28 protein-coding genes are annotated in these 26,335 nt (G+C 54.3%); 12 read left to right on the forward strand and 16 right to left on the reverse strand.

Annotated elements, in window-relative coordinates:
* Positions 1-137: 137 nt before the first annotated feature.
* From OGV67_RS09035 to manX, 4 genes are read right to left on the reverse strand one after another with little or no spacing between them, the layout of a single operon-like run.
* A complete protein-coding gene (locus OGV67_RS09035) occupies positions 138-596 on the reverse strand; it encodes a DUF986 family protein (RefSeq protein ID WP_012132052.1) in 459 nt (152 codons plus the stop codon).
* Between the two features lie 54 nt (positions 597-650).
* The gene (gene manZ, locus OGV67_RS09040) at positions 651-1,502 is read right to left on the reverse strand and encodes a PTS mannose transporter subunit IID (protein ID WP_012132053.1); all 852 of its coding nucleotides are present in this window, start codon (positions 1,500-1,502) and stop codon (positions 651-653) included.
* A gap of 12 nt (positions 1,503-1,514) precedes the next feature.
* The gene (manY, locus tag OGV67_RS09045; protein ID WP_012132054.1) at positions 1,515-2,315 is read right to left on the reverse strand and encodes a PTS mannose transporter subunit IIC; all 801 of its coding nucleotides are present in this window, start codon (positions 2,313-2,315) and stop codon (positions 1,515-1,517) included.
* 58 nt (positions 2,316-2,373) lie between these two features.
* Positions 2,374-3,339, reverse strand: a complete 966-nt coding sequence (gene manX, locus OGV67_RS09050; RefSeq protein WP_047463231.1) for a PTS mannose transporter subunit IIAB — start codon at positions 3,337-3,339, stop codon at positions 2,374-2,376.
* A gap of 315 nt (positions 3,340-3,654) precedes the next feature.
* On the opposite strand from manX, the gene OGV67_RS22155 reads away from it, so the two are divergent.
* Both OGV67_RS22155 and yoaE read left to right on the forward strand, forming a co-directional pair.
* Positions 3,655-3,795: a protein YoaL gene (locus OGV67_RS22155; protein WP_371320444.1), complete on the forward strand. Its 141-nt coding sequence runs from the start codon at positions 3,655-3,657 to the stop codon at positions 3,793-3,795.
* The gene (gene yoaE, locus OGV67_RS09055) at positions 3,783-5,342 is read left to right on the forward strand and encodes a CNNM family cation transport protein YoaE (RefSeq protein WP_047463233.1); all 1,560 of its coding nucleotides are present in this window, start codon (positions 3,783-3,785) and stop codon (positions 5,340-5,342) included. The genes OGV67_RS22155 and yoaE overlap by 13 nt, the downstream gene beginning before the upstream one ends.
* 26 nt (positions 5,343-5,368) lie before the next feature.
* Here the strand turns inward: yoaE and pdeD are convergent, their stop codons facing one another.
* The 4 genes from pdeD to pabB all read right to left on the reverse strand — a co-directional run bounded on the left by pdeD (position 5,369) and on the right by pabB (position 10,599).
* On the reverse strand, positions 5,369-6,967 hold the full coding sequence (gene pdeD, locus OGV67_RS09060) for a cyclic di-3',5'-guanosine monophosphate phosphodiesterase PdeD (RefSeq protein WP_286465422.1): 1,599 nt from the start codon (positions 6,965-6,967) through the stop codon (positions 5,369-5,371).
* Between the two features lie 139 nt (positions 6,968-7,106).
* Entirely contained in the window at positions 7,107-8,471 is a 1,365-nt protein-coding gene (gene sdaA / locus OGV67_RS09065) for an L-serine ammonia-lyase (protein ID WP_024130267.1), read from the reverse strand.
* A 184-nt stretch (positions 8,472-8,655) separates the two neighbouring features.
* A complete protein-coding gene (locus OGV67_RS09070; protein WP_047463238.1) occupies positions 8,656-9,234 on the reverse strand; it encodes a CoA pyrophosphatase in 579 nt (192 codons plus the stop codon).
* Positions 9,235-9,237: 3 nt separating this feature from the next.
* Positions 9,238-10,599: an aminodeoxychorismate synthase component 1 gene (gene pabB / locus OGV67_RS09075; protein ID WP_115614253.1), complete on the reverse strand. Its 1,362-nt coding sequence runs from the start codon at positions 10,597-10,599 to the stop codon at positions 9,238-9,240.
* A 72-nt stretch (positions 10,600-10,671) separates the two neighbouring features.
* Here pabB and OGV67_RS09080 point away from each other — a divergent pair, with 72 nt between their 5' ends.
* A complete protein-coding gene (locus OGV67_RS09080; protein ID WP_012132063.1) occupies positions 10,672-10,851 on the forward strand; it encodes a YoaH family protein in 180 nt (59 codons plus the stop codon).
* 7 nt (positions 10,852-10,858) lie between these two features.
* On the opposite strand, the gene OGV67_RS09085 is transcribed toward OGV67_RS09080, so the two are convergent.
* On the reverse strand, positions 10,859-11,203 hold the full coding sequence (locus OGV67_RS09085) for a RidA family protein (protein WP_115614254.1): 345 nt from the start codon (positions 11,201-11,203) through the stop codon (positions 10,859-10,861).
* Between the two features lie 129 nt (positions 11,204-11,332).
* Between OGV67_RS09085 and yoaA the strand changes: the two genes are divergently transcribed.
* From yoaA to rnd, 5 genes are all read left to right on the forward strand, one after another.
* The gene (gene yoaA, locus OGV67_RS09090) at positions 11,333-13,243 is read left to right on the forward strand and encodes a DNA repair helicase YoaA (protein WP_115614255.1); all 1,911 of its coding nucleotides are present in this window, start codon (positions 11,333-11,335) and stop codon (positions 13,241-13,243) included.
* Positions 13,244-13,300: 57 nt separating this feature from the next.
* Positions 13,301-13,996, forward strand: coding sequence for a tRNA (adenosine(37)-N6)-threonylcarbamoyltransferase complex dimerization subunit type 1 TsaB (gene tsaB / locus OGV67_RS09095; protein ID WP_047463242.1), 696 nt, complete (start codon positions 13,301-13,303; stop codon positions 13,994-13,996).
* Positions 13,997-14,095: 99 nt separating this feature from the next.
* Positions 14,096-14,677, forward strand: a complete 582-nt coding sequence (locus OGV67_RS09100) for a Slp family lipoprotein (RefSeq protein WP_047463245.1) — start codon at positions 14,096-14,098, stop codon at positions 14,675-14,677.
* 204 nt (positions 14,678-14,881) lie between these two features.
* Positions 14,882-16,567, forward strand: coding sequence for a long-chain-fatty-acid--CoA ligase FadD (fadD, locus tag OGV67_RS09105; protein WP_080750364.1), 1,686 nt, complete (start codon positions 14,882-14,884; stop codon positions 16,565-16,567).
* Positions 16,568-16,636: 69 nt separating this feature from the next.
* Positions 16,637-17,764 carry a ribonuclease D gene (gene rnd, locus OGV67_RS09110; RefSeq protein ID WP_077956910.1) on the forward strand — a complete coding sequence of 376 codons (1,128 nt, stop codon included), beginning with the start codon at positions 16,637-16,639 and terminating at the stop codon, positions 17,762-17,764.
* Positions 17,765-17,798: 34 nt separating this feature from the next.
* On the opposite strand, the gene OGV67_RS09115 is transcribed toward rnd, so the two are convergent.
* Positions 17,799-18,881, reverse strand: a complete 1,083-nt coding sequence (locus tag OGV67_RS09115; RefSeq protein WP_104868558.1) for a tartrate dehydrogenase — start codon at positions 18,879-18,881, stop codon at positions 17,799-17,801.
* 103 nt (positions 18,882-18,984) lie between these two features.
* Between OGV67_RS09115 and OGV67_RS09120 the strand changes: the two genes are divergently transcribed.
* A complete protein-coding gene (locus OGV67_RS09120) occupies positions 18,985-19,902 on the forward strand; it encodes a LysR substrate-binding domain-containing protein (protein WP_115614256.1) in 918 nt (305 codons plus the stop codon).
* Positions 19,903-19,990: 88 nt separating this feature from the next.
* Here OGV67_RS09120 and minE read toward each other — a convergent pair whose 3' ends face one another.
* From minE to minC, 3 genes are read right to left on the reverse strand one after another with little or no spacing between them, the layout of a single operon-like run.
* The gene (minE, locus tag OGV67_RS09125; RefSeq protein WP_003859937.1) at positions 19,991-20,257 is read right to left on the reverse strand and encodes a cell division topological specificity factor MinE; all 267 of its coding nucleotides are present in this window, start codon (positions 20,255-20,257) and stop codon (positions 19,991-19,993) included.
* A gap of 3 nt (positions 20,258-20,260) precedes the next feature.
* A complete protein-coding gene (minD, locus tag OGV67_RS09130; RefSeq protein WP_047463261.1) occupies positions 20,261-21,073 on the reverse strand; it encodes a septum site-determining protein MinD in 813 nt (270 codons plus the stop codon).
* A 23-nt stretch (positions 21,074-21,096) separates the two neighbouring features.
* Entirely contained in the window at positions 21,097-21,804 is a 708-nt protein-coding gene (gene minC / locus OGV67_RS09135; RefSeq protein ID WP_047463264.1) for a septum site-determining protein MinC, read from the reverse strand.
* Positions 21,805-21,929: 125 nt separating this feature from the next.
* Here minC and OGV67_RS09140 point away from each other — a divergent pair, with 125 nt between their 5' ends.
* The 3 genes from OGV67_RS09140 (at position 21,930) to ycgN (ending at position 23,492) form a co-directional block, all read left to right on the forward strand.
* Positions 21,930-22,223, forward strand: a complete 294-nt coding sequence (locus tag OGV67_RS09140) for a YcgL domain-containing protein (RefSeq protein ID WP_024130270.1) — start codon at positions 21,930-21,932, stop codon at positions 22,221-22,223.
* Between the two features lie 70 nt (positions 22,224-22,293).
* The gene (locus tag OGV67_RS09145; protein ID WP_049008376.1) at positions 22,294-22,953 is read left to right on the forward strand and encodes a fumarylacetoacetate hydrolase family protein; all 660 of its coding nucleotides are present in this window, start codon (positions 22,294-22,296) and stop codon (positions 22,951-22,953) included.
* Positions 22,954-23,045: 92 nt separating this feature from the next.
* Positions 23,046-23,492 (forward strand): cysteine cluster protein YcgN, encoded by a 447-nt coding sequence (gene ycgN / locus OGV67_RS09150; protein WP_047464034.1) that lies wholly within the window; start codon positions 23,046-23,048, stop codon positions 23,490-23,492.
* 26 nt (positions 23,493-23,518) lie between these two features.
* On the opposite strand, the gene OGV67_RS09155 is transcribed toward ycgN, so the two are convergent.
* From OGV67_RS09155 to nhaB, 3 genes are all read right to left on the reverse strand, one after another.
* Complete coding sequence (locus OGV67_RS09155) at positions 23,519-23,860, reverse strand: TehB family protein (protein ID WP_115614257.1); 342 nt, start codon at positions 23,858-23,860, stop codon at positions 23,519-23,521.
* A 110-nt stretch (positions 23,861-23,970) separates the two neighbouring features.
* Positions 23,971-24,501, reverse strand: a complete 531-nt coding sequence (dsbB, locus tag OGV67_RS09160) for a disulfide bond formation protein DsbB (protein ID WP_024130271.1) — start codon at positions 24,499-24,501, stop codon at positions 23,971-23,973.
* 141 nt (positions 24,502-24,642) lie between these two features.
* Positions 24,643-26,187 carry a Na(+)/H(+) antiporter NhaB gene (gene nhaB, locus OGV67_RS09165; protein WP_012132080.1) on the reverse strand — a complete coding sequence of 515 codons (1,545 nt, stop codon included), beginning with the start codon at positions 26,185-26,187 and terminating at the stop codon, positions 24,643-24,645.
* Positions 26,188-26,335 lie beyond the last annotated feature (148 nt).

Raw genomic sequence — 26,335 nt, forward strand, 5'->3', positions numbered from 1 at the left:
GAAAACGATTTTCATTTAGATTTAATTATCAATAAAACGTTAAAATAAATAACAAATCAGGCGGGATGAATATAGCCTTAGCTATGTTTTTTTGATCGCGAATATACTTAAAACATAGTTCAGGCTATATCTGTAACTCATTGAGATGAAACAAGAAGCTTATATATTCTTTCCAGATCGTCGATATTTCGTACGCGAATAAGCAGGCGCCGTTGTTCTAATTGCATCACCAGTACGCCATCTTCCGATAAATTCATCTCTTTAATACGGTTATATTCTATCCAGACATTGGCGAAGAAAAAACCTTTCTGTTTGAAGATGATCCTGGGGGCGCGAACCCAAAAAATATAAAACCCCATCAGCGCCAGTGCACATAATAACCATGTGGTAATTTGCGCGCCGTGACTGGTAACGTTGTTGTAGATAAGAATGGCGACCAGGCCGACGAAGATAACGCTATCAACACGACCACGACGCAGCAGAGGCACTGCAAGCAGAGTGGGGCCGTTACGGCGGGGCATGATGAACTGATCGTAGATGGCGTAAGCCAGTAACGCGACAATAAAAAGAACCAGCACCAGGTCCGTGACAGTCATTAATCCTCCAGATAAAAAACCGGGGCCAAAGGGCCCCGGTAGTGTACAACAGAATTACAGACCCAGCAGGCCGCACGCGTAACCGGCGATACCGATGACGAAGAAGCCAACGATGATCCACAGCGGGTTCACTTTCTTACGCAACAGCCACATGCAGGCGAAGGTCAGCAGCAGCGGAACCAGACCCGGCATCAACTGATCGAGAATGGTCTGCACGGTGGTGACGTTTTCTTTACCCGTCTGGTCAGTGATGCGTGATACCACCAGCGGAATATTGACGTGCGTCCACTTGTTAACCAGCGCTCCCATGACAAACAGGCCGAGGATTGACGCCCCCTCAGTCAGTTTTTGCAGGAAGCCGCCGCCCATATCCTTAACGATATCGACGCCTTTACGGTAGCCGTAAGCCACGCCGTAGTAACGGGTCGCCAGACGCACCAGGTTAAACAGAATAAAGAACAGCAACGGCCCCAGCAGGCTGCCGCTCATCGCGATACCCGCGCCCAGCGCGGCGAATACCGGACGAACAGTACCCCAGAAGATCGGGTCGCCCACGCCTGCCAGCGGCCCCATCAGACCAACTTTGATACCGTTGATGGCACCATCGTCGATCTCCGCGCCGTTGGCGCGCTGTTCTTCCATCGCCAGCGTAACGCCCAGTACCGGAGCGGCAACGTAAGGATGGGTGTTGAAGAACTCCAGGTGACGTCTGATCGCCTGTTTACGCGCGTCGTTGTTTTCCGGGTACAGGCGTTTGATCGCCGGCACCATGGAGAAGCAGAAGCCCAGCGCCTGCATACGTTCGAAGTTCCATGACCCCTGGAACAGGTTAGAACGGATGAACACGCCACGAATATCACTCGGAGTGAGTTTTTTCTCAGTGGTAGTTTTAGTCATATCAACCATTTCGTTCACCTGTTAGTCCAGTTCGTTATCGAGATCGTTGTTACCAGCAGCCTGAGCTGGCGCACCGGCTACGCGGTTATATTTCGGGCTCAGCTGGATGTAGAGGATGGCCATTACCGCGCCAATTACGCCCAGAGCAACCAGGTTGAAGTTAGTGAATGCCGCAGTGACGAAGCCGAGGTAGAAGAACGGCATCAGATAGCCCGCGCGCATCATGTTGATGACCATTGCGTAACCGACAACCACGATCATGCCGCCGGCGATGTTCAGACCGCTGGTCACGACTTCCGGGATCGCATTCAGCATGCCCTGAACTTCACTGGTGCCGACAGAAATCGCCACGATAACCGCCGGAATCGCGATACGCATTGCCTGTAGGAACAGGGAGGATACGTGGATCCAGGACAGCGCCGTCAGGTTGCCGCTATCGGCCGCTTTATCCGCCGCGTGCTGGAATGCCACGGTGATGGTACGTACGATGATGGTCAGCACCTGACCTGCGGCCGCCAGTGGAATCGCCAGCGCGATACCTGCGCCAATGCCTTGATGACCGGCGATAACCAGCACGGTTGAAATAATGGAAGCCAGCGCGGCATCAGGCGCAACGGCAGCACCGATGTTCATCCAGCCAAGCGCGATCATTTCCAGGGTACCACCGATGATAATACCGGTTTTCATGTCCCCAAGAACGGCACCGATTAGCGTACAGGCCACCAATGGACGGTGGAACTGAAATTCATCAAGTACCGACTCCATACCCGCGATACATGCGACGATGAACACCAGCACAATCTGAAGAGTGGTAATCTCCATTGTACTTCTCCTATTGCTATACAGACTTAAGTGTGAATGCTAATTAAATGCCGGGTGGTTATTTCGCCACTTTGGCAATCAAATCCATCATTTTCAGTTTCTGATCGGTGGAAACTTTACGAACCTCAAGCTCGATACCGCGTTCGTTGAGCTTTTTAAAGGCGTCGATATCGGTCTCGTCGACGGAAACGGCGTTATTAACCTGCGTTTTACCCTGACGGAAAGCCATACCGCCAATGTTTACGGAAGTCACTTTCACGCCGCCTTCAACGATACGTTCCACATCGGTAGGGTTGGTGAACAGCAGCATCACACGTTCGCCTGCGTATTTCGGGTTGTTGTAGACACGAATCATCTTGGCAACGTCTACCACATGCGCCGTTACGCCCGGAGGTGCCACCTGTGTTAACAGCGTTTTACGTACGGTGTCCGCCGCAACTTCATCACTCACGACGATGATGCGGGTGACGTTGGTCTCTTTGGTCCAGCGGGTGGCGACCTGGCCGTGAATCAAACGGTCATCGATACGGGCGAGACCGATTACCATGTAATCGTTGGGTCCCATTGGTTTAGCGGGCGCCGCCGCTTTTGGCGCAGCAACCGGCGCCGGAGCGGCTTTTTCAACCGGTTTCGCTTTCAGCGCTTTCACGCCTTCACGGCCGGTTTCTACCGCCAGAGCGACTAATTCGTCAAAGCTCGGATTGTCATCGCGGGCCATGAACGTTTCCACCAGCATCGGAATATTGACGCCAGCAATGACTTCATAGTGCTCTTTGTCGACGACAATACGGCTGGCAGCATTAAATGGACTGCCTCCCCATGTATCAACGAGAAACAGCACGCCTTTGCTGGTATCGAGTTTTGCCAACTGAGCGTTGTACTTTTCAATCAGCGTTTCGGCATTTTCGCCTGGAACGAAATCGATCCAGCCGACGTTTTCCTGCTCGCCTAACAGCATTTCTGCTGTTTTAAGTAACTGCTCTGCAGCCCAACCATGTGTGCCTATAACAATAGCAATGGTCACTTGCTACCTCCTTTATTATCGTTAACACATCAACGTGACAGATGTATTTTGAATCGCCGTCCGCACTCGAATCGATTCAGATAAGGGTTATAATGAAAAAACAGTTATTTCCGGGAATTATTTTAGATAGCGAAAAAAATATTTTATGTGATGAAGATCCGCAATTTAGCTTTCACATCAGAGAAATTTCGTAGTGTAAAATATCCCTGTAACATCTCATTGCAAAGGAAGGTAAATCTTTGCCAAAAAGACATTGTCTCTGTTATGTTTAGCTTCCGTTTAATTAGTAAGGAGTATAGGGCAGTAGCCCGCCGTATGGATCGTCACCGACGTCATTTCACTTTGAGGCCGTATCAGGCCTGTCTGTCTGGCTCTTTTGGCCGCAACCTTAATTCGCATATTGCTTTCTCGCCTGTTCGCTATTCCTTAAGCAGGAGCTTGTCATGGAATTCTTAATGGACCCCTCAATCTGGGCGGGTTTGCTCACGCTTGTTATCCTCGAAATTGTTCTGGGTATTGATAACCTGGTCTTTATCGCGATTCTGGCTGACAAGCTGCCGCCAAAGCAGCGTGATAAGGCGCGTCTTATCGGTTTGTCGCTGGCGCTGGTGATGCGCCTGGTCCTGCTGTCCATCATTTCGTGGATGGTGACCTTAACGAAACCGCTCTTTACCGTCTGGGATCTCACCTTCTCAGGGCGCGATCTGATCATGCTCATCGGGGGTCTCTTCCTCCTGTTTAAGGCCACGACGGAGCTGCATGAGCGCCTGGAAAACCGCGAGCATGACTCGGGGCACGGCAAAGGCTATGCGAGTTTCTGGGTCGTGGTAACGCAGATCGTTATCCTTGATGCCGTCTTCTCCCTTGACGCGGTGATTACCGCCGTGGGTATGGTTAACCATCTGCCGGTGATGATGGCTGCCGTGGTGATTGCGATGGCGGTGATGCTGCTGGCGTCTAAGCCGCTTACCCGTTTCGTCAACCAGCATCCGACGGTTGTAGTGCTCTGTCTGAGCTTCCTGTTGATGATCGGTCTGAGCCTGGTGGCGGAAGGTTTTGGCTTCCATATTCCGAAAGGGTATCTGTACGCTGCTATCGGTTTCTCAATCGTCATCGAATTGTTCAACCAGATTGCGCGTCGTAACTTTATTCGCCATCAGTCAACGTTACCGCTACGTGCACGCACCGCAGACGCCATCCTGCGACTGATGGGCGGTAAACGTCAGGCGAGCGCGCAGCACGAGTCTGACAGCCCGGCGACGGTGCCTGTACCTGAAGGCGCGTTTGCTGAAGAAGAGCGTTATATGATCAACGGCGTGCTGACCCTGGCGTCCCGTTCGCTGCGCGGCATCATGACGCCTCGCGGTGAAATCAGCTGGGTGGATGCTGACCTGAGCGTGGATGAAATCCGCGAACAGTTACTCTCTTCTCCGCACAGCCTGTTCCCGGTGTGTCGCGGCGAACTGGATGAGATCATCGGTATTGTTCGTGCGAAAGAACTGCTGGTGGCGCTGGAAGAGGGCGTGGATGTGGCCGCGATTGCTTCAGAATCACCAGCGATTGTCGTCCCGGAAACGCTGGACCCGATTAATCTGCTGGGCGTCCTGCGTCGCGCTCGCGGCAGCTTCGTCATCGTCACCAACGAGTTTGGCGTCGTGCAGGGGCTGGTTACGCCGCTGGACGTGCTGGAAGCGATTGCCGGTGAGTTCCCGGATGCCGACGAAACGCCTGAGATCATTACCGAAGCGGGCGGCTGGCTGGTGAAGGGGGGAACGGATCTGCATGCCCTGCAACAGGCGCTGGATGTCGATAACCTGGTGAACGACGAGGAAGACATCGCCACCGTCGCTGGATTGGTTATCGCCGTAAACGGTCATATCCCGCAGGTGGGCGATGTTATCGACGTTGCGCCGCTTCATATCACGATTGTCGAAGCGAACGACTACCGTGTTGATTTGGTTCGTATTGTTAAAGAACAACCTGCTCACCACGAAGACGAATAAGCGCCGTTCCCCGGTAAAACCGGGATCTAACGAAACGGCATAACGGGCGTCATGTGTCCGTTATGCCGGGCGGGCGGCGGTGCGCTACCCGCCAGCCACTGAGGAAAATCGTGAAGCGGCATAGGTCTTGCGAACAGAAATCCCTGCAACGCCTGAACGCCGTGTCCCCGCAAATATTGCGCCTGCTCTCGCGTTTCAACGCCTTCCGCTACCAGTTCAATATTCAGCCTTTGCCCCAGTGCGATGATGATATCGGTCACCGTGGAGTTCACCGCATCAGTACCGATCGCCGCGGTAAATGATTTGTCGATCTTCAGCACGTCCGGGCGCAATTTCTCCAGCCATGACAGCGAGCTGTTGCCGGTGCCAAAGTCATCAATGGCGAGCTTCACCCCTTTGCGGTGAAGTTCACGCATCAGCCGATAATCGACGTCCAGTAAGGCGTCCCGTTCCGTCAGCTCAAGCACAAGTTGCTGAACAGGATGGGCGCTGAACCAGTAATGATTGAGATCTTTTAATAGCATGCCATGACGAAAATGGCTGGCCGCAACGTTGATGCCGATATGGAACTGGCTGTTTATCGGGAAGAAATGCCGCTGCCGAATGGTTTCCGCAATGACATAGCGGGTAAGGGGGGCGATCAGGTTGTGTTCTTCAGCGATAGGAATAAAAACATCGGGAGAAATCCCTCCCTGTCGCGGGTTATTCCAGCGCAGCAGGATCTCAACCCCTACGCATTGCTGCGTACGGGCATTTAACAGCGGCTGGCAAAACAGTTCAAATTCACGGGCGGCAAGGGCAAGATTGATCTCCCATGAAAAACTCATTCTGCTGGCCGTTGCCAGCCAGGCAAGGTATCCCACCAGTAAACTCAGCATCACCGCCAGTGGCAGCTGCGTCGGCAGGTGGCGTAGTGCCAGCTCGCCAGCGCCGGGCCCCGTCACGCTGATGGTGAAGGGGAAGTGCTGGGACGCGCGCTGATAACGTTTTTCACCGTTCAGGGCGGGTAGCGCCTCCACCACCCCCTGACCATAGAGCAAGTGGCGGTTGCCGACCGTCAGGCTTGCGCTGGCGATCTGCGGCTGTTGCGGTTCAAGCAGCATCATCGCCAGAAGATCAATATTGACGATCTCAAAGAGCCCGTTTTTGCCATCAGGTGATGACGGATACCACTGAATCAGAATCGGGCTGTCTTTGAGCAGGGACTGATCGGTAGACAGCAGCAACAGGTTATTTGGCGCGGGCAGATCGGGTTGTAGCTGGTGAATCGGCACGTCGCGTGAGCCAAAGATACTGGAGCAGTAGAGAATACCGTTCTGAACCAGACCAATGGAACGCACGGTTTGCAGTCTGGCGACCTGCTTACGCAGGGGAAAATGCGCGGCCGGGCAGGGTTGTCCTACCAGGGGCAGCAGGAGATCGCGCCCGGCCTGTAGAGGGCGGAGCACTTCATCCAGCGTCTCTACGGCGTGAGCGGCGAACGTTTCGGTGCGGTGCTGATTTATATTTCGCTCCGAAATAAATCGGATACTCAATGTGAGGATAAGCGTGATCAGCGCACAGACCGTACAGACGATGAAACGATTGCGGCGATAATTTTTAATGATCCGTTGTGCTGTTTGCATGCGGGCCGCCTGATAAGCCGTTGGTCACAAAAGCCAATTGCAACACAGCAAGTGTAGTGGGGAAATTTACCGCAGACGAGATTGATGAGAAAAATTCGCCCATCAGTGGGAGATGGGCGAAGTGGCAGGCTATGTTTTGTTAATCACACTGGACTTTAATCGCCAGTCCGCCGCGTGATGTTTCGCGGTATTTCGCGTTCATGTCCTTGCCGGTTTCGTACATGGTCTCAATGACTTTATCCAGCGAGACGCGCGGGGCGCTGGTACGGCGCATTGCCATACGCGCTGCGTTGATCGCTTTCACCGAAGCAATCGCGTTACGCTCGATACACGGCACCTGAACCTGACCGGCAACCGGGTCACAGGTCAGCCCCAGGTTGTGCTCCATGCCGATTTCCGCGGCGACGCACACCTGCTCCGGGCTGGCCCCAAGCAGCTCCGCCAGTCCTGCCGCCGCCATTGAGCAGGCGACGCCGACTTCTCCCTGGCAGCCGACTTCGGCGCCGGAAATCGAGGCGTTCATCTTGTACAGCGCGCCGATAGCGCCTGCGGCCAGGAAGTAACGGGTGTAGATATCCGGGCTGACGGGTTCAATGAAGTGGTCATAGTAAGCCAGCACCGCAGGCACGATCCCGCAAGCGCCGTTGGTCGGCGCCGTAACGACACGCCCGCCCGCGGCGTTTTCTTCGTTTACCGCCAGCGCAAACATATTGACCCAGTCAATGACGTTCATCGGGTCGCTGGACAGTTTATCGCTGGAAACCAGCATGCGACGCAGTGCGGAAGCACGACGCGGAACGCGCAGCGGCCCCGGCAGAACCCCTTCGGTATTCATCCCGCGATCGATACACGCCTGCATGGTCTGCCAGACGTTGGCGAAATACTCTTCGATTTCCTTTTTGCTGTGCAGCGCCAGTTCGTTCTGCATCACCATCCCGGAGAGCGACAGACCGGTGCTGTTGCAATATTCCAGCATTTCGGTCGCCGATTTAAACGGATAAGGGACGCTGACCTCATTGGCTGCGTCCTGACCAAAATGCTCTTCATCGACAATAAAGCCGCCGCCGATGGAATAATACGTTTTGCTATAAATGACGGTTTCGCCATTGTACGCGTGGATCTGCATTCCATTTTCATGCAATGGCAGGTTGCCATTGTGAAAACGCATCCCGTTATCCTGGGGAAAATCCACTTCGTGCTGGCCCTGCGCCAGTAACAGGCGACCGCGCGCTTCAACGTCGCGAATAAAACCAGGGATGCTGTCAATATCCACGGTGGCAGGTTCGTTACCCGCCAGACCCATAATAATGGCGATATCGGTGTGGTGACCTTTACCCGTGAGCGACAGTGAACCATACACGTCGACGGCGACACGGGTAACGCTATCCAGTAATCCTTTTTCGACCAGGTCATCGACGAACTGTTTACCCGCCTTCATAGGCCCTACAGTATGGGAGGATGAGGGACCAATCCCCACCTTAAACATGTCGAATAGACTAATCACGATAATACTCCTGACAGGGTGACCGGGCTTCCCGGTTACGATGTAATAACTGCGCATAGTGTAAGAGGGAACGCGGCGATCGGCTTAACTATTCACATGAATTAAACTAATGGATAACCACGTATTTACTAATGTTGGGACGGGAATCTCAAGTTGTGTTCTGCGCGTGTAAAGATAAGTATAGTCAGGGTCTCACGCCAATTTGCAGCGCCAGCTCACGAATTATTCCGGCGGTCATTCCCCAGACGAAATAATGCTCATACCACGAAAGCCATACGCGATGTGAATCGCCGCGTCGATAAATATCCAGCGGATGATAACGCCCCAGACGCAGAGCTTCTGAAAGCGGCATCTCAAAAACAGAGGCCACCTCATCTTCGCTGGCGTGATAATGCAGATTCGGGGGAATAATGCCGACCACCGGCGTAACCTGAAAACCCGTGACGCTGTCTACGGGCGGCAGCACGCCAATCACTTCGACGGATTCCGGCGGGATCGCCACCTCTTCCTGCGCTTCACGCAGCGCAGCGGCAATCAGCGACGCATCGCTGCTGTCAACGGCGCCGCCGGGGAACGCGACCTGACCGGCGTGTTTGCGCAGGCGCGCTGAACGCTGAGTCAGCAATAGACCCGGCCGGGCGCGGCGAACCACCGGGATCAGCACGGCAGCCTGACGATGGTTTAACGTCTCACCATTCACCTGCGGGCGCAAAAGTTGAAAGCGTGATAAAAAATCATCAAGGGTCAGGCTGCTGTTTTCCACGACTCAGTTCTCCAGTTGCTGCAAAATTCGATTCACTTTATCAAACGTCTCCTGATATTCCGCGTCCTCCTGGCTGTCCGCTACGATGCCGCCGCCCGCAGAGCAATAGAGATGCCCGTCTACAGCGGTAAGCGTGCGGATCGTGATGCTGGTGTCCATGTTGCCGCAAAAACTCAGGTAGCCGATGCTGCCGCACCAGGCGTTGCGTCTGTGCGGCTCCAGCGCGTCAATGATCTCCATCGCCCGGACTTTTGGCGCGCCGGTAATCGAACCGCCAGGAAAAGCGGCGCGCAGCAGATCGGTGGCATGTAAATTATCGGGCAAACGGGCGGTAATGGTACTGACAAGATGATGTACCGCCGGGAAGGGTTCAACCACAAACAACTCGGGAACCTTGACCGACCCCGGAACGGCAACGCGGCCGACGTCGTTACGCATCAAATCGACAATCATCAGGTTTTCTGCGCGGTCTTTTGCCGACATCGCGAGCGTTAACGCCTGCTGGCGATCCGCCTGCGGGTCGTCCAGCCGGGGAAGGGTGCCTTTGATTGGGCGAGTCTGAATGTGGCCCTCTTCGGACTGAATAAAGCGCTCGGGAGAAAGACTCAGAATCGCACCGTCCTCCAGGCGCAAAAACGCGCTGAACGGGGCGCGGTTAGCGTGATTAAGCCGCACGAAGGCCAGCCATTCGTCTCCCTGATAGTCAGCCTGAAAACGCTGGGCGAGGTTAACCTGATAACAGTCGCCGCTGTGCAGCCAGCTCTGCACCTGGCGGAATTTTTCACCGTACTGCGCGCGGGTCATGTTTGATTGCCATGCGGAGGTCAACGCGAAGGGCTTTCGCACCGGCGCCTGCTGGCGCGCCAGCCACTCAAGGCGAGCGTGAACATCGGTATGGCTCAGCAGAGAGACGGTCTGTCTGCGATGATCGACGACTAAGGCCCAGTCGTAAATGCCGATCGCCATATCCGGCAGGGTGATATCGCGCTGTGCGAGCGTGGGCAGGGATTCAAAACGGCGGCCAAGGTCGTAACCTAACAGCCCCAGCGCGCCGCCCTGAAACGGCAGATTGGGGTCATATGGCGGCTGGATGCCCGCAGACGCCAGCGCCGCCTGCAACACGGTCATGGGATCGTCGGCGGTCGTGGTCGTGCCATGCTTATCGCGCACGCGGGTCTCTTCGCCGTGTGTTGACAGCGTTGCCACGGGGTCGGCCACCAGAATATCAAAACGATTATGCGGATGTTCAGCATGACCGGAATGCAGCAGCATGGCCCAGGGCTGATGGCTCAGCGGGGCAAAATAGTACTCGGCGGCGTCCGGGCGCCACGGTAAAATAATAACAGCGGGTGATAATGTCTTCATCGGTCCTGGTCTACTGGCTATGTGCCGGGTAGCATGAAATAATTAGCGCAGACAATTTAGCAGGAGTTAACAATGTTTGCAGGTTTACCTTCACTCAGCCACGAGCAGCAACAAAAAGCGGTAGAGCGCATTCAGGAACTGATGTCGCAAGGAATGAGCAGCGGACAGGCAATCGCGCAGGTGGCGGATGAACTGCGCGCCACCCACACCGGCGAGCGGATCGTGGCGCGTTTTGAGGATGAGGACGAATAACGTCGCGTTACACTGCGGCGATAATCTTGATCTCAACTCTGTATTTCGGGTTCATCAGCCCGGTTTGCACCGTGCAACGTACCGGCGCGTGACCGGCAACGACCCACGCGTCCCAGGCTTTATTCATGGCGGCAAAATCGCTTTTATCGGCCAGGAAAATAGTGGCATCAAGAATACGTGACTTACGGGTGCCCTGTTTTTCCAGCGCCGCATCAATTTGCGCCAGCGTGTTGGCGGTCTGTTCAAACGCATCGGCGTCGAGGTTTTCCGGTACACCGGTGTAATAAAGCGTGTTGTTATGGATTACTACATCAGACCAACGATCTTCGGCATCAATACGTATGATAGTCATAAATCATTCCTCGTTAACTTTCCGTTCGACGCGGCAAGACTGCCATAATGTTGCGTTGCCGTCACCTCTTCAACTGGCGTAAGCGACGGCGTCCTGACATAATCCCTGTTCAAATCAACAGGGGGTAGTGTGACGGACGATTTTGCAGCAGACGGTCAGTTGGCTAAAGCGATACCGGGATTTAAACCGCGCGAACCACAGCGGCAGATGGCCGTTGCCGTCACGCATGCTATTGAAAAATCACAACCGCTTGTTGTCGAAGCCGGGACGGGGACAGGCAAAACCTATGCCTACCTCGCGCCGGCGTTACGCGCCGGAAAAAAAGTGATCATCTCGACGGGATCGAAAGCGTTGCAGGATCAGCTCTACAGTCGCGATCTTCCCACCGTCTCAAACGCCCTCAAATTCACCGGTAAACTGGCGCTGTTGAAAGGGCGCTCTAACTATCTTTGTCTGGAACGTCTCGAACAGCAAGCGCTGGCGGGCGGCGATTTGCCGGTACAAATTTTAAGCGATGTGATTTTGCTGCGGTCGTGGTCGAATCAGACCGATGACGGCGACATCAGTACCTGCGTCAGCGTAGCGGAAGACTCGCAGGCGTGGCCGCTGGTCACCAGCACCAATGACAACTGTCTGGGCAGCGACTGCCCGCTGTATAAAGACTGTTTTGTGGTTAAAGCGCGTAAAAAGGCGATGGACGCCGATGTGGTTGTCGTCAACCACCATCTTTTCCTCGCGGATATGGTGGTTAAAGAGAGTGGGTTTGGCGAACTGATCCCGGAGGCGGAGGTGATGATCTTCGATGAGGCCCACCAGCTTCCTGATATCGCCAGCCAGTATTTCGGCCAGTCGCTCTCCAGCCGACAGCTCCTCGACCTGGCGAAAGATTTTACCATCGCCTACCGCACGGAATTGAAAGACACCCAGCAGTTGCAGAAATGCGCCGACCGACTGGCGCAGAGCGCGCAGGATTTTCGCCTGCAACTGGGCGAGCCGGGCTATCGCGGAAATTTACGTGAGCTGCTGGCCGACCCACGGGTACAGCGCGCGCTATTGCTGCTCGACGATACGCTTGAGCTTTGCTACGACGTGGCAAAACTGTCTCTGGGGCGTTCCGCATTGCTGGATGCCGCTTTCGAGCGTGCGACCTTGTATCGTGCGCGCCTGAAGCGCTTAAAAGAGATCAACCAGCCAGGGTACAGCTACTGGTACGAATGCACGTCGCGCCATTTCACGCTGGCGCTCACTCCGCTTACGGTCGCGGATAAATTCAAAGAGGTGATGGCGCAGAAACCCGGCAGTTGGATTTTTACCTCTGCCACGCTGTCGGTGAACGACGATCTCCATCACTTTACGGCGCGGCTGGGCATTGAACAGGCCGAATCGATGCTGTTGCCCAGTCCGTTCGACTATACCCGCCAGGCGCTGTTGTGCGTGCCGCGTAACCTGCCGCAAACTAACCAGCCGGGCTCTGCCCGACAGCTGGCGGCAATGTTAAGACCGATCATCGAAGCCAACAATGGCCGCTGCTTTATGCTGTGTACGTCGCATGCCATGATGCGCGATCTGGCGGAACAGTTCCGCGCCACCATGACGCTGCCCGTCCTGTTGCAGGGCGAAACCAGCAAAGGTCAACTGCTGCAACAGTTCGTCAGCGCCGGTAATGCGCTACTGGTCGCAACCAGCAGCTTCTGGGAAGGGGTGGATGTGCGCGGCGATACGCTGTCGCTGGTGATTATCGATAAATTACCTTTTACCTCTCCTGACGATCCCTTGCTGAAAGCGCGGATGGAGGATTGTCGTTTGCGCGGCGGCGATCCGTTTGATGAAGTGCAGCTACCCGACGCGGTCATCACGCTGAAACAAGGGGTGGGGCGTCTGATTCGCGATTCCGACGATCGTGGGGTGTTGGTGATTTGTGATAACCGGCTGGTGATGCGGCCGTATGGCGCCACCTTCCTGGCGAGCCTGCCGCCCACGCCGCGCACCCGGGACATCGCCCGCGCCGTCAGATTTCTCGCCATACCAACGGCCGAGTAATTTGTTACGGAGTATGGTAAGATGCGCGCCATTTTATTGATTTAAGCACGAAGACCCATGCGAATTCTGGCTATCGATACCGCCACAGAAGCGTGTTCCGTTGCCCTGTGGAATGACGGTAATATCAACGCTCATTTTGAGCTTTGCCCACGAGAACATACCCAACGTATTTTGCCGATGGTGCAGGATATCCTGGCCGCCAACAGCATTACGCTTACCGATATCGACGCGCTGGCGTTTGGTCGCGGCCCCGGCAGTTTTACCGGCGTGCGTATTGGCATTGGCATTGCGCAGGGGCTGGCGCTGGGCGCGAACCTGCCGATGACTGGCGTTTCAACGCTGGCGACAATGGCGCAGGGCGCCTGGCGTAAAAGCGGCGCGACGCGCGTGCTGGCGGCGATTGACGCACGTATGGGCGAAGTCTACTGGGCGGAATACCAGCGTGATGAAAATGGCGTCTGGCACGGGGAAGAGACCGAGGCCGTGTTAAATCCCGGGCTGGTTAGCGAACGGTTGAAGCAGCTTTCCGGGGAGTGGGCTACTGTTGGCACAGGCTGGCCTGCATGGCCCGATCTGGGTAAAGACAGCGGTCTGGCTTTGCGCGATGGCGACGTTCTGCTTCCGGCGGCGGAGGATATGCTGCCTCTCGCCAGTCAGATGCTGGCAGCGGGGAAAACCGTCGCGGTTGAACAGGCCGAACCGGTTTATTTACGTAACAACGTCGCGTGGAAGAAACTTCCGGGCAAAGAATGAATCTCAGTATTATCACCCTGAATAATTTGAACGTAGCTGTTACACACAGGCAGTTTGAAGTATGACGAGAATATGTGCTGAGAAAAAAGGAGTCGCACTATGGCGGTTCAACAACAGGTAATGAAAGGAATTCTGGCGGGAGTGGTCGCGTTAACGCTGAGTGGCTGCGTTACCGTCCCGGATGCCATCAAAGGTTCCAGTCCCACGCCGCAGCAGGATCTGGTGCGGGTTATGAATGCGCCGCAGCTGTACGTCGGCCAGGAAGCGCGTTTTGGCGGTAAAGTGGTGGATGTGCAAAACCAGCAGGGAAAAACGCGGCTGGAAATCGCCAGCGTGCCGCTTGATAACGGCGCGCGTCCGATCCTCGGTGAGGCTTCGCGAGGGCGGATTTATGCCGACGTGAACGGCTTCCTTGACCCGGTAGACTTCCGTGGGCAACTGGTGACGGTCGTCGGGCCGATTACCGGCACGGTGGACGGTAAGGTCGGCAGTACGCCGTATAAGTTTATGCTGATGCAGGCAACGGGCTATAAACGCTGGCACCTTACTCAGCAGATCGTCATGCCGCCACAGCCGATCGATCCCTGGTTCTACGGTGGACGAGGCTGGCCGTACGGCTATGGCGGTTGGGGATGGTATAACCCAGGCCCCGCACAGGTTCAAACGATCGTAACTGAATAACCCCTTGTTTTATCAGTAAAAGAAACAGCGGCTGGTCCGCTGTTTCTGCATTAATACGGACATAAGAAAAATAAATAGTGACGCGCTTCGCAACCTTTTCGTTGAGTGATTAATAAACTGGTACGCTGAGTTAATATTATGTTAACGACTTGTTTATTAACTGGGGTTGCGATGACGACGAACACTCATTTTAGAGGTGATGCTTTGAAGAAGGTTTGGCTTAACCGATATCCCGCTGATGTCCCGGCGGAGATCAATCCTGACCGTTATCAATCCCTGGTTGAATTATTTGAACATGCCGTCGTGCGTTACGCCGACCAGCCTGCGTTCGTCAATATGGGGGAGGTGATGACCTTCCGCAAACTGGAAGAGCGCAGCCGGGCATTCGCGGCCTATTTGCAGGAAGGGCTGGGCCTCAAAAAAGGCGACCGTGTCGCGCTAATGATGCCGAATCTGCTGCAATACCCGGTCGCGCTGTTTGGTATTTTGCGCGCCGGGATGATCGTCGTGAATGTCAACCCGCTGTATACGCCGCGTGAGCTTGAGCATCAGCTCAATGACAGCGGGGCGGCGGCTATCGTGATCGTCTCTAACTTTGCCCACACGCTGGAAAAAGTGGTCGATAAAACGTCCGTACAGCACGTAATTCTGACGCGCATGGGCGACCAGCTTTCTACCGCGAAAGGTACGCTGGTTAACTTTGTCGTGAAATACATTAAGCGTCTGGTGCCGAAATATCACCTGCCGGACGCGATCTCTTTTCGCCGCGCGCTACACGCAGGTTATCGGATGCAGTACGTGAAGCCTGAGCTGGTCACCGAAGATCTGGCGTTCCTGCAATACACGGGCGGTACAACCGGCGTAGCGAAAGGCGCGATGCTGACGCACCGCAACATGCTGGCAAACCTGGAGCAGGTAAAAGGCACCTACGGGCCGTTGCTGCATGAGGGGAAAGAGCTGGTGGTGACGGCGTTGCCGCTGTATCACATTTTCGCGTTGACCATGAACTGCCTGCTGTTTATTGAACTGGGCGGGCAAAACCTGCTCATCACTAACCCGCGCGACATTCCGGGCATGGTGAAAGAGCTGGCGAAATATCCGTTTACCGCGATGACCGGCGTTAACACCCTGTTTAACGCCTTGCTGAACAACAAAGAATTCCAGCAACTGGACTTCTCTACGTTGCACCTTTCTGCTGGCGGCGGTATGCCGGTACAGCATGCGGTTGCAGAACGTTGGGTGAAACTGACCGGACAATATTTGCTTGAAGGCTACGGTCTGACCGAGTGCGCGCCGTTGGTCAGCGTGAACCCGCATGATATCGATTATCACAGCGGCAGTATCGGGCTGCCCGTTCCCTCTACCGATGTAAAACTGGTGGATGACGAGGGCAACGAGGTGCCGACAGGCGAGCCTGGCGAGCTGTGCGTGAAGGGGCCGCAGGTGATGCTGGGATACTGGCAGCGCCCGGACGCGACGGATGAAATCGTCAAAGACGGCTGGCTTTACACGGGGGATATCGCGGTGATTGATGACGAAGGGTTCCTGCGCATCGTCGATCGCAAAAAAGATATGATTCTGGTTTCCGGCTTTAACGTCTATCCTAATGAAATTGAAGACGTGGTGATGCAGCATCCTGGCGTTCAGGAAGTGGCGGCAGTCGGCGTACCTTCGGGTAGCAGCGGTGAAAGCGTGAAAATCTTTGTCGTGAAGAAAGACCCGGCGTTGACCGACGAGGCATTGATTACCTTCTGTCGTCGCCAGTTGACGGGGTATAAAGTGCCGAAGCTGGTGGAGTTTCGCGACGAACTGCCTAAATCGAACGTCGGAAAAATTTTACGACGAGAATTACGTGACGAAGCGCGTGGCAAAGTAGACAATAAAGCCTGAGCTTTAAGCAAGTCGCCAGACGCCGGTTAAGCCGGCGTTTTTTTTGGCGCAAACTAAAGAGAATATGATTTGAATTACCAAATGATCACTACGGACGACGCGCTGGCGACGTTATGTGAAGCGGTTCGGGCATTTCCGGCGATTGCCCTTGATACGGAGTTTGTCCGTACGCGCACCTATTACCCGCAACTTGGGCTTATCCAGCTGTTTGATGGCGAGCATGTCGCCCTGATTGATCCTCACGGCATTACCGACTGGTCGCCTCTGCGCGCCGTGTTGCGTGATACCGCGATAACCAAATTTTTGCATGCGGGCAGCGAAGATCTGGAGGTTTTTCTCAACACCTTCGGAGAGCTGCCGCAACCACTGATCGACACGCAGATCCTTGCCGCATTTTGCGGCCGCCCCTTGTCCTGGGGTTTTGCCGCGATGGTCGAGGAGTTTACGGGCGTCGCGCTGGATAAAAGCGAGTCCCGTACCGACTGGCTGGCAAGACCGTTAACCGAACGTCAGTGCGAGTATGCGGCAGCGGACGTCTGGTATTTGTTACCGATCACCAAAAAACTGATGGTCGAAACCGAAGCATCCGGCTGGCTGCCTGCGGCGCTGGATGAGTGCCGTCTGATGCAGCAGCGTCGTCAGGAAATTCTGGCGCCGGAAGAGGCCTGGCGTGACATCACCAATGCGTGGCAGTTGCGTACCCGTCAACTGGCCTGCCTGCAACTGTTGGCCGACTGGCGACTGCGCAAGGCGCGTGAGCGCGATCTGGCGGTCAACTTTGTGGTGCGCGAAGAGCACCTGTGGGCGGTGGCGCGTTATATGCCGGGGAGTCTGGGCGAACTGGACAGCCTGGGGCTTTCTGGCAGCGAAATTCGTTTTCACGGTAAGACGCTGATCGCGTTAGTGGAGAAGGCGCAGGCGCTGCCGGAAGAGACGCTGCCGGAACCCTTGCTGAACCTGATGGATATGCCAGGCTATCGCAAGGCGTTTAAAGCCATCAAAGCGCTGGTGGCGGACGTTAGCGCGACGCACAACGTCAGTGCGGAATTGCTGGCGTCGCGTCGGCAAATCAACCAGTTGCTTAACTGGCACTGGAAGTTAAAACCGCAGGCCACACAGCCGGAACTCATCTCCGGCTGGCGTGCGGAACTGATGGCGGAAAAACTGCGGAATCTGTTGCAGGAATATCCGCTGTAATACGGATGATGGCCGCTATCCGGCCGCTCCGTCATTAGCGCAGCGCCTGACAGATAGCCTCCGCCATCTGCCGGGTGGAGGCGGCGCCTTTCAGATCCGGTGTTTTCGGGCCGTCGGCGATAACCTGTTCAATGGCCGCGAGAATACCGTCATGTGCCTCCCGGTAGCGCGTATCGCCATTGCCGAGGAAATCCAGCATCATGGCGCCCGCCCAGATGGTGGCAACAGGGTTGGCGATATTCTTACCGTATATATCCGGCGCAGAGCCGTGTACCGGTTCAAACAGCGACGGGAATGTGCGTTCCGGGTTCAGGTTTGCGGAAGGCGCAATGCCGATGGTGCCGGTACAGGCCGGGCCAAGATCGGACAGTATATCGCCAAACAGATTTGAGGCGACAACCACGTCAAAGCGCTCCGGCTGCATGACAAAGCGGGCGCACAGAATGTCGATATGCTGCTTATCCCAACGAATCTCCGGGTAGTGCTGCGCCATTGCTTCAACGCGTTCATCCCAGAAAGGCATACTGATGGCCAGTCCGTTGGATTTGGTGGCGGACGTCAGCGTTTTGCGCGGTCGGCTTTGCGCCAGCTCAAAGGCGTAGCGCAGAATGCGATCCACTCCGCGCCGGGTAAATACCGACTCCTGAATCACCACTTCGTGCTCGGTTCCGGCATTAACGCGCCCGCCCAGCGAGGAGTATTCCCCTTCGGTGTTTTCGCGCACGACGTAGAAATCAATATCTCCCGCTTTTTTTCCGGCCAGCGGGCAGGGAACGCCGGGAAACAGACGTACCGGACGCAGGTTAACGTACTGGTCAAATTCGCGGCGGAATTTCAGCAGCGATCCCCACAATGAAACATGGTCCGGGACGGTATCCGGCCAGCCGACGGCGCCGAAATAGATCGCATCAAACGATTTTAGCTGCGCATGCCAGTCGTCAGGCATCATCGTACCGTGATGCGCATAATATTCGCAGCTGGCCCACTCAATCGGCTCAAAGCTGAGCGAGAGATCCCAGCGTTCGGCGGCGGTCTGCAATACGCGAATACCTTCAGGCAGGACTTCTTTACCAATACCGTCTCCGGGAATAGCGGCAATACGACAGGTTTTCTTCATACCAGCTCTCACTTATCAGTAGTCAAAATTGACTTACCCCTTATCCTATAATTGACTGATTGAGAGTTAATCCTTCCAACTGGTGAAACATAAAACACAGATCATGAATAATCTGCCTCTCCTGAATGATTTACGCGTCTTTATGCGGGTTGCCCGGCGTGCGGGTTTTAGCACGGTTGCGGAAGAGCTGGGCGTTTCGCCGGCGTTTATCAGCAAACGGGTGGCGTTGCTGGAGCAGACGCTGAACGTGGTGCTGCTCCACCGAACGACCCGGCGGGTGACGATCACGGAAGAGGGCGAGCGTATTTACGAATGGGCACAGCGCATTTTGCAGGATGTGGATCAGATGATGGATGAGCTGTCTGACGTGCGGCAAGTCCCACAAGGTATGCTGCGTATTATCAGCAGTTTTGGCTTCGGTCGGCGGATTGTTGCGCCCGCGCTGTCGGCGCTGGCGAAGCAGTATCCACAGCTGGAGTTGCGGTTTGACGTTGAGGACAGGCTGGTGGATCTGGTGAATGAAGGGGTCGATCTCGATATTCGTATTGGTGATGAGATTGCCTCTAATTTAATCGCGCATAAGCTTGGAACCAATTACCGTATTTTATGCGCATCGCCGGCGTTTCTGGCGCAGCACGGCACGCCGAAGCAGCTCAGCGATCTGGCAGCCTTTCCGTGTCTGGTGATTAAAGAGCGTGACCATCCCTTTGGAATCTGGCAGTTACGCACAAAAGAACGGGAATATTCGATTAAAGTGACAGGGTCACTGTCCTCCAACCACGGTGAGATTGTGCATCAATGGTGTCTGGACGGGCAGGGCATTGCGTTGCGGTCGTGGTGGGATGTCTGCGATAACATTGCCAGCGGCCATCTTGTGCAGGTTCTGCCGGAATATTATCAGCCTGCCAATATCTGGGCGGTCTCTGCTTCCCGTCTTTCCTCGTCGGCAAAAATTCGCATTACGGTTGAATTTCTGCGCCGCTATTTTCAGGAGCGTTACCCGAAGTTCAGCCTGGAATAAGCACCGCCGCGTTATTGTTTATGGCACAGCAGCAAATAAAAGGCAGAATACTCTGCCTTTTTATCGCGTTGCGTTATCCGAAAAGAGATTATCTGGACTCTTCGGCTTCCGGTAATGTCACGTTAAGCTCGAGAATTGAAATATCGCCGTCTTTTTGCTCAAGCTGTACGGTGACCATTTCTGGATCAATTTGCACATACTTGCAGATGACTTCGAGAATATCTTTTCTCAACTGCGGTAAATAATGCGGCTCGGCGTCGCTGCGACGGCGCTCCGCAACAATGATTTGCAGTCGCTCTTTAGCGATGTTGGCTGTACTCTTTTTCCGCGAGAGAAAAAAATCCAGTAATGCCATAACTTATCCTCCGAACAGGCGTTTGAGGAAACCTTTCTTCTCTTCTTCAATGAAGCGGAAAGGACGTTCTTCTCCCAACAGACGTTCTACGGTATCTGCATAGGCTTTACCCGCATCAGCAGTGATGTCGAGAATAACCGGCTCTCCCTGGTTGGATGCGCGCAGGACTGACTGATCTTCCGGGATAACCCCCACGAGTTTGATGCGCAGGATTTCCAGCACGTCTTCCATGCTGAGCATATCGCCTCTGTTAACGCGGCCTGGGTTGTAACGCGTCAGCAGCAGATGCTCTTTAATCGGGTCTTCGCCGTTTTCAGCACGACGGGATTTTGACGCCAGAATGCCCAGAATACGGTCAGAGTCACGTACTGAGGAGACTTCCGGGTTAGTGGTGATAATCGCTTCATCGGCAAAATAGAGCGCCATCAGCGCGCCGGTTTCAATGCCCGCCGGAGAGTCGCAGACGATAAAGTCGAAATCCATTGTCTTCAGGTCATCGAGAACTTTTGCTACGCCCTCACGGGTTAGCGCGTCTTTATCGCGGGTTTGCGATGCCGGAAGAATAAAGAGATTCTCAGTGCGCTTATCTTTGATTAACGCCTGGTTTAGCGTCGCATCGCCCTGAATCACGTTCACGAAATCGTAAACGACACGACGCTCACATCCCATGATCAGGTCGAGGTTACGCAGACCGATATCGAAATCGATAACGACAGTTTTCTTTCCCTTCTGGGCCAAACCAGTAGCGATGGCCGCGCTGGAGGTGGTCTTGCCAACGCCCCCTTTACCCGAAGTAACTACAATAATGCGTGCCATAGAAATTCCTTGTTAAAAAGGGATCAATTCAACGGTTGAACTGCCAAAGCGTTATCTGCTAACCGCAGACGCGCCGCTTTGCCATAAAATTCTGCCGGGATTTTATCACTCAGCCAATAAACACCTGCGATAGACACCAGTTCTGCCGTCAGATGGGTACAAAAAATTTGCGCTTCCCGATCGCCGCTGGCGCCTGCCAGCGCACGGCCCCGCATCATGCCATAAACGTGGATATTACCGTCTGCGATTAACTCTGCGCCAGCGCTGACGTGACTTGTAACAATTAGATCACATTGTGGAGCATAAATGCGCTGACCGGAACGAACCGGTACGTCAATTAATCGCGTTTTTGTGATGGGGGTAACATTTTGCGGCGGCGCGCTCGGTGCCGGGGCTTCGACCGGGGCGGAACGAGCGACTTTCTCTTTACCTTCAGTCAGTAAAGGAAGACCCATCTCGTCAATTTCCGCTTTTAGCGCCGCGTCTTTGCAGCCGCTAACGCCGATAATACGCAGACCGGTAGACGTCACCACCTCTTGCAGCGCAGGCCAGTTTACTGGACTTTCAAGGCCGCTGACGTTAATGACCACGGGAGCATGTTTTAAAAAAGCAGGTGCCTGAGCGATTTTGTCTTCCAACGCCTGACGAATAACCTTGGGTTCAGCTTCGTGCAAATGAACCACTGATAAGGTGAAGCTACTGCCTTTAAGCTCGATTGGCGTGTTTGACATCCTGGCCTTACTCAATTTGCTATTTATCATCCCCAATGCGGGGCGATATTCCGAAGACTAGAAGGCATGTTATAGTCAGTATTATATTGAGGCAAGTCACCATCCCGTTAATTCAGAGTAAAAGTATGTTTTGTGTGATCTATCGAAGTAGCAAACGCGACCAGACCTATTTATACGTCGAAAAAAAAGACGATTTCTCACGGGTTCCTGAAGATCTGATGAAGGGATTCGGGCAGCCAACGCTGGCAATGATTCTGCCGTTGGATGGGCGTAAGAAATTAGTGAATGCCGACCTGGAGAAAGTAAAACAAGCGTTAACCGACCAGGGGTATTATTTACAACTGCCGCCACCGCCGGAAGATTTACTCAAACAACATCTTTCTGCGCCGGGCGAAAATAAACCAGACGCTAAAAGTTAAACTGTATCCGGCAACGCGAATGCCCTGTCGATGCAGTTCCTGAAATCCACGATTACGTTAGGGGAAAATAATGTATCAACATCACAACTGGCAAGGTGCTCTGCTTGATTACCCGGTAAGTAAAGTGGTTTGTGTAGGCAGTAACTACGCAAAGCATATTAAGGAGATGGGTAGCGCAACGCCGGATGAACCCGTTCTTTTTATTAAACCGGAAACGGCGCTGTGCGATCTGCGCCAGCCGCTGGCGATTCCGACGGACATGGGCGCCGTTCACCATGAAGTCGAACTGGCGATATTGATTGGCTCGACTCTGCGCCAGGCGACGGAAGACCATGTCCGCAAGGCGATTGCCGGTTATGGCGTGGCGCTCGATCTGACGCTGCGGGATATTCAGGGCAAAATGAAAAAAGCCGGTCAGCCCTGGGAAAAAGCAAAAGGGTTTGATAATTCCTGCCCGCTGTCAGGTTTTATTCCGGTTTCGGAGTTTCATGGCGATCCGCAAAATACCGCGCTCGGGTTGAAAGTGAATGGCGAAATCCGTCAGCAAGGCTCGACGGCGGAGATGATCCACCACATCGTGCCGCTCGTCGCCTATATGAGCCGTTTCTTCACGCTCAAAGCGGGAGACGTGATCCTGACCGGCACACCGGAAGGCGTTGGCCCGTTGCAAAGCGGCGACGAGCTGGAAGTCAGTTTTAACGGTCAAACGCTGACGACGCGCGTCCTGTAATCTCTGCTTGCCGCCTTTTCGGGCGGCAAAACTTGCATCAGCGTGCCAGACTGGTTATAAGGTGCAGCTTTACAGCAATGGCGGATACCCTGATGAGCGACATACCTTTCTGGCAAAGTAAAACCCTGGATGACATGACCGATGCCGAGTGGGAGTCGTTGTGTGATGGATGCGGCCAGTGTTGCCTGCACAAACTGATGGATGAAGACACCGACGAAATCTATTTCACCAACGTGGCGTGTCGCCAGTTGAATATCAAAACCTGCCAGTGTCGTAACTATGAACGTCGGTTCGAGTACGAGCCAGACTGCATTAAACTCACCCGCGATAATCTGCCAACCTTTGAATGGTTGCCGATGACCTGCGCCTATCGCTTGTTAGCGGAAGGAAAGGGGCTGCCGGGCTGGCACCCGTTGTTGACCGGGTCGAAAGCGGCGATGCACGGCGAGCGTATTTCTGTGCGCCATATTGCGGTGAAAGAATCTGAAGTGCGGGACTGGCAGGATCACATCTTAAACAAACCTTCATGGGCGGACTGAACCGCCCATTGTTCAGCAAGCGTTAATTACGCTTTTTTCGCCTGATACATTTCATCGCCGTGGTTGTCGTCTTCAACCCAGAAATTGATATTGAATTGCGCATCGTCGCTTAATTCGATGCGGTGCCAGTATTGCGGCGGGCTGGTCGCAAACTGACCGGCGTTAATGACCACTTTGAGTTCAGGTTCTTTGGCGTCTTCGTTAGCGAAACCGTAGTAAATGACCGTGCCTTCCATCACGCAGAGTTGCCCAAAGACACCCGCAGCGGTGTTATGGTGGGAGAGCAGTGCGGCTGGCACATTCTCTTTGGTGAAGAAGGGAGTGGAACGTTTAATTTTCCAGTTTGCCGGGATGCGTAAATGGGACATAAGGCGTCTCCTTGTGGGGGGCATCTATAAGATGTATTTAATATACATCTTATAGATGCCCGGAAGCAACGCCGTCAGGTGAAAAAAAACGCTCCCGAAGGAGCGTTCTGTTATCGACTAAAGAGATCGCGTCTTTTCGGCTTAAACGGTTGAGCAATCAACACCAGGATCGCGATCGCCAGATACGCCGCAAAAATCCCCAACAGCCACTGCGGCATCTCCAGGGTTAAAAACGACCACTGACGCTCGGCGCAGTCGCCGGAAGCCAGGAAGACCTGCGGCAGCCATTTATCCAGCGGCAGCCACGTCGGGAAGCGCGCAGCAAAATCACAGGTCATGAACGGCGAAGGATGAAGCTGGATCATCGTGTGTTCATAAGCCAACTGCAACCCGCGCCAGGCGCTGTAAATCCAGATCGCTATCGCCACATAACGCAGCGGCGTTTTAGGGGCGACAGCGCCAACCAGACCCGCGCCCATCACACCGAATAACGCGCTACGTTCGTAAATACATAGCACGCAAGGTTTGAGCAGCATGACGTGCTGGAACCACAGCGCTACCATTTCGAGCGCAAAGGCAGTTAACGCCATCAGTAACCACGCGCCCCGACCCCGTGAGCACTGGTTTAAAAATCGCAACATAATTATTTCCCTGCAACATGCGTAGACACCGCAGTGTAAACCAATTCAATTTATGCGCCAGTAGTGGGAAATGAAATAAAGTATAATCGGATAATTATCATGCAAAAAGTCAAACCGGGCAGTGATTTGCCCGGTTTGATGTTATGAGAATGTAGCTAACCAGCCAGATTGCGTCATCCACTCCGTGATGGGGGTGAGGGTAAACTCGACGCAGAGTAAACCAACGAGGGTGAGCACCAGCGTGTATGGCAACGCCATCCAGACCATACGGCCATAAGAGAGACGAATCAGCGGCGCCAGCGCAGAGGTGAGCAGGAACAAAAATGCCGCCTGGCCGTTTGGCGTCGCTACGGACGGCAAATTGGTGCCGGTGTTGATCGCTACCGCCAGCAGTTCGTACTGTTTCATGCTGATTGCGCCGCTTTCCATAGCCGCTTTGGCCTCATTGATGTAAATCGTCCCGACGAACACGTTATCGGAAATGGACGACAGCAGGCCATTGAAGAGGTAGAACAGCGTTAACTGCGCATGTTCGGAAGCCTGTAAAACGAACTGGATGATCGGGGCGAAAAGATGCTGATCGATAATGACCGCCACGATGGAGAAGAAAACCGTCAACAGCGCGGTAAACGGCAAGGACTCAGTAAATGCTTTGCCAATCGCGTGTTCATCGGTGACGCCGGTGAGTGACGTGGCCAGAATAATGACCGACAGACCAATCAAGCCCACTTCCGCCAGATGCAGCGCCAGCGCCGTCACCAGCCAGACGCCGATAATCGCCTGTACAAACAGATTGAGTTTGTCCTGGCGTGTACGACGTTGACGGCTTTGATCGTCGAACTCCTGCAAAATATGACGCACTTTCTCCGGCAGCGTTTCACCATAGCCAAACCAGCGCAGTTTCTCGACCAGCACGCAGGTGAACAGCCCGCAAATTAGCACCGGAACCGTCACCGGCGACATGCGCAGGAAAAAGTCGCCGAAATGCCAGCCCGCCGCTTTGGCGATAATCAGGTTCTGCGGTTCGCCAACCATCGTCATGACGCCGCCCAGCGCGGTGCCTACGCCCGCATGCATCATCAGGCTGCGCAAGAAACCGCGAAACTGCTCCAGCACCGCTTTACTGTTCTGGTCGAGGTGGTCGTCATCCTGGAGATCGTTCTCTTCGCCGCGCGCAGAGGCGACGCGATGATAAATGCCATAAAAGCCGACCGCGACGCTGATGACCACCGCGACAACGGTCAGGGCATCAAGGAAAGCGGACAGGAAGGCGGCAGCCATACAAAATGCGAGCGACAGCAGCATCTTGGAACGAATGCTAAGCAGCAGGCGGGTAAAAATGAACAGCAGCAACTGCTTCATAAAGTAGATGCCTGCGACCATGAACATCAGCAGTAGCAGCACTTCGAGGTTGGCGGCAACCTCTTCGCGCACATGCGCTGCGCTGGTCATCCCAATGATGACCGCTTCAATCGCCAGTAATCCGCCTGGCAGCAGGGGATAGCACTTCAGCGCCATCGCCAGCGTGAAAATAAATTCAGCGACCAGCAGCCAGCCCGCTACAAATGGGTTGATGAAGAAAATCAGTGGATTAGCAATTAAAAAAGCGATTAATGCAAGTTTATACCAGTCAGGCGACTGGCCCAGAAAGTTGCGCCAGAATGCGCGACCCCAGGAGAGCTCCATGGCAGTTTCCCTTACCTGTAAATGTGAGAATCATGTTTTTATGTTTAGGCGCAAAGCTTAGCGGCCAGGGTAAAAGCAGGCAAGTCCTTAACGTGATGGCGCGGCGTTATCCAGAAAATGAAGCCTTGATCCCCTTTTTCTTCATCCT

Source organism: Citrobacter sp. CK188, assembly GCF_030333525.1.
Lineage (GTDB): Bacteria > Pseudomonadota > Gammaproteobacteria > Enterobacterales > Enterobacteriaceae > Citrobacter_B > Citrobacter_B koseri.

Excerpts from the sequence above, each read along its gene's own strand:
- minE (WP_003859937.1), bottom strand. The coding sequence starts at position 20,257 with ATGGCATTACTGGATTTTTTTCTCTCGCGGAAAAAGAGTACAGCCAAC.
- OGV67_RS09145 (WP_049008376.1), top strand. The coding sequence starts at position 22,294 with ATGTATCAACATCACAACTGGCAAGGTGCTCTGCTTGATTACCCGGTA.
- OGV67_RS09080 (WP_012132063.1), top strand. The coding sequence starts at position 10,672 with ATGTTTGCAGGTTTACCTTCACTCAGCCACGAGCAGCAACAAAAAGCG.
- OGV67_RS09100 (WP_047463245.1), top strand. The coding sequence starts at position 14,096 with ATGGCGGTTCAACAACAGGTAATGAAAGGAATTCTGGCGGGAGTGGTC.
- tsaB (WP_047463242.1), top strand. The coding sequence starts at position 13,301 with ATGCGAATTCTGGCTATCGATACCGCCACAGAAGCGTGTTCCGTTGCC.
- ycgN (WP_047464034.1), top strand. The coding sequence starts at position 23,046 with ATGAGCGACATACCTTTCTGGCAAAGTAAAACCCTGGATGACATGACC.
- OGV67_RS09085 (WP_115614254.1), bottom strand. The coding sequence starts at position 11,203 with ATGACTATCATACGTATTGATGCCGAAGATCGTTGGTCTGATGTAGTA.
- OGV67_RS09120 (WP_115614256.1), top strand. The coding sequence starts at position 18,985 with ATGAATAATCTGCCTCTCCTGAATGATTTACGCGTCTTTATGCGGGTT.
- OGV67_RS09035 (WP_012132052.1), bottom strand. The coding sequence starts at position 596 with ATGACTGTCACGGACCTGGTGCTGGTTCTTTTTATTGTCGCGTTACTG.
- pabB (WP_115614253.1), bottom strand. The coding sequence starts at position 10,599 with ATGAAGACATTATCACCCGCTGTTATTATTTTACCGTGGCGCCCGGAC.
- minD (WP_047463261.1), bottom strand. The coding sequence starts at position 21,073 with ATGGCACGCATTATTGTAGTTACTTCGGGTAAAGGGGGCGTTGGCAAG.
- manY (WP_012132054.1), bottom strand. The coding sequence starts at position 2,315 with ATGGAGATTACCACTCTTCAGATTGTGCTGGTGTTCATCGTCGCATGT.
- pdeD (WP_286465422.1), bottom strand. The coding sequence starts at position 6,967 with ATGCAAACAGCACAACGGATCATTAAAAATTATCGCCGCAATCGTTTC.
- OGV67_RS09115 (WP_104868558.1), bottom strand. The coding sequence starts at position 18,881 with ATGAAGAAAACCTGTCGTATTGCCGCTATTCCCGGAGACGGTATTGGT.
- OGV67_RS09155 (WP_115614257.1), bottom strand. The coding sequence starts at position 23,860 with ATGTCCCATTTACGCATCCCGGCAAACTGGAAAATTAAACGTTCCACT.
- OGV67_RS22155 (WP_371320444.1), top strand. The coding sequence starts at position 3,655 with ATGGATCGTCACCGACGTCATTTCACTTTGAGGCCGTATCAGGCCTGT.
- nhaB (WP_012132080.1), bottom strand. The coding sequence starts at position 26,187 with ATGGAGCTCTCCTGGGGTCGCGCATTCTGGCGCAACTTTCTGGGCCAG.
- OGV67_RS09140 (WP_024130270.1), top strand. The coding sequence starts at position 21,930 with ATGTTTTGTGTGATCTATCGAAGTAGCAAACGCGACCAGACCTATTTA.
- yoaE (WP_047463233.1), top strand. The coding sequence starts at position 3,783 with ATGGAATTCTTAATGGACCCCTCAATCTGGGCGGGTTTGCTCACGCTT.
- manZ (WP_012132053.1), bottom strand. The coding sequence starts at position 1,502 with ATGGTTGATATGACTAAAACTACCACTGAGAAAAAACTCACTCCGAGT.
- dsbB (WP_024130271.1), bottom strand. The coding sequence starts at position 24,501 with ATGTTGCGATTTTTAAACCAGTGCTCACGGGGTCGGGGCGCGTGGTTA.
- minC (WP_047463264.1), bottom strand. The coding sequence starts at position 21,804 with ATGTCAAACACGCCAATCGAGCTTAAAGGCAGTAGCTTCACCTTATCA.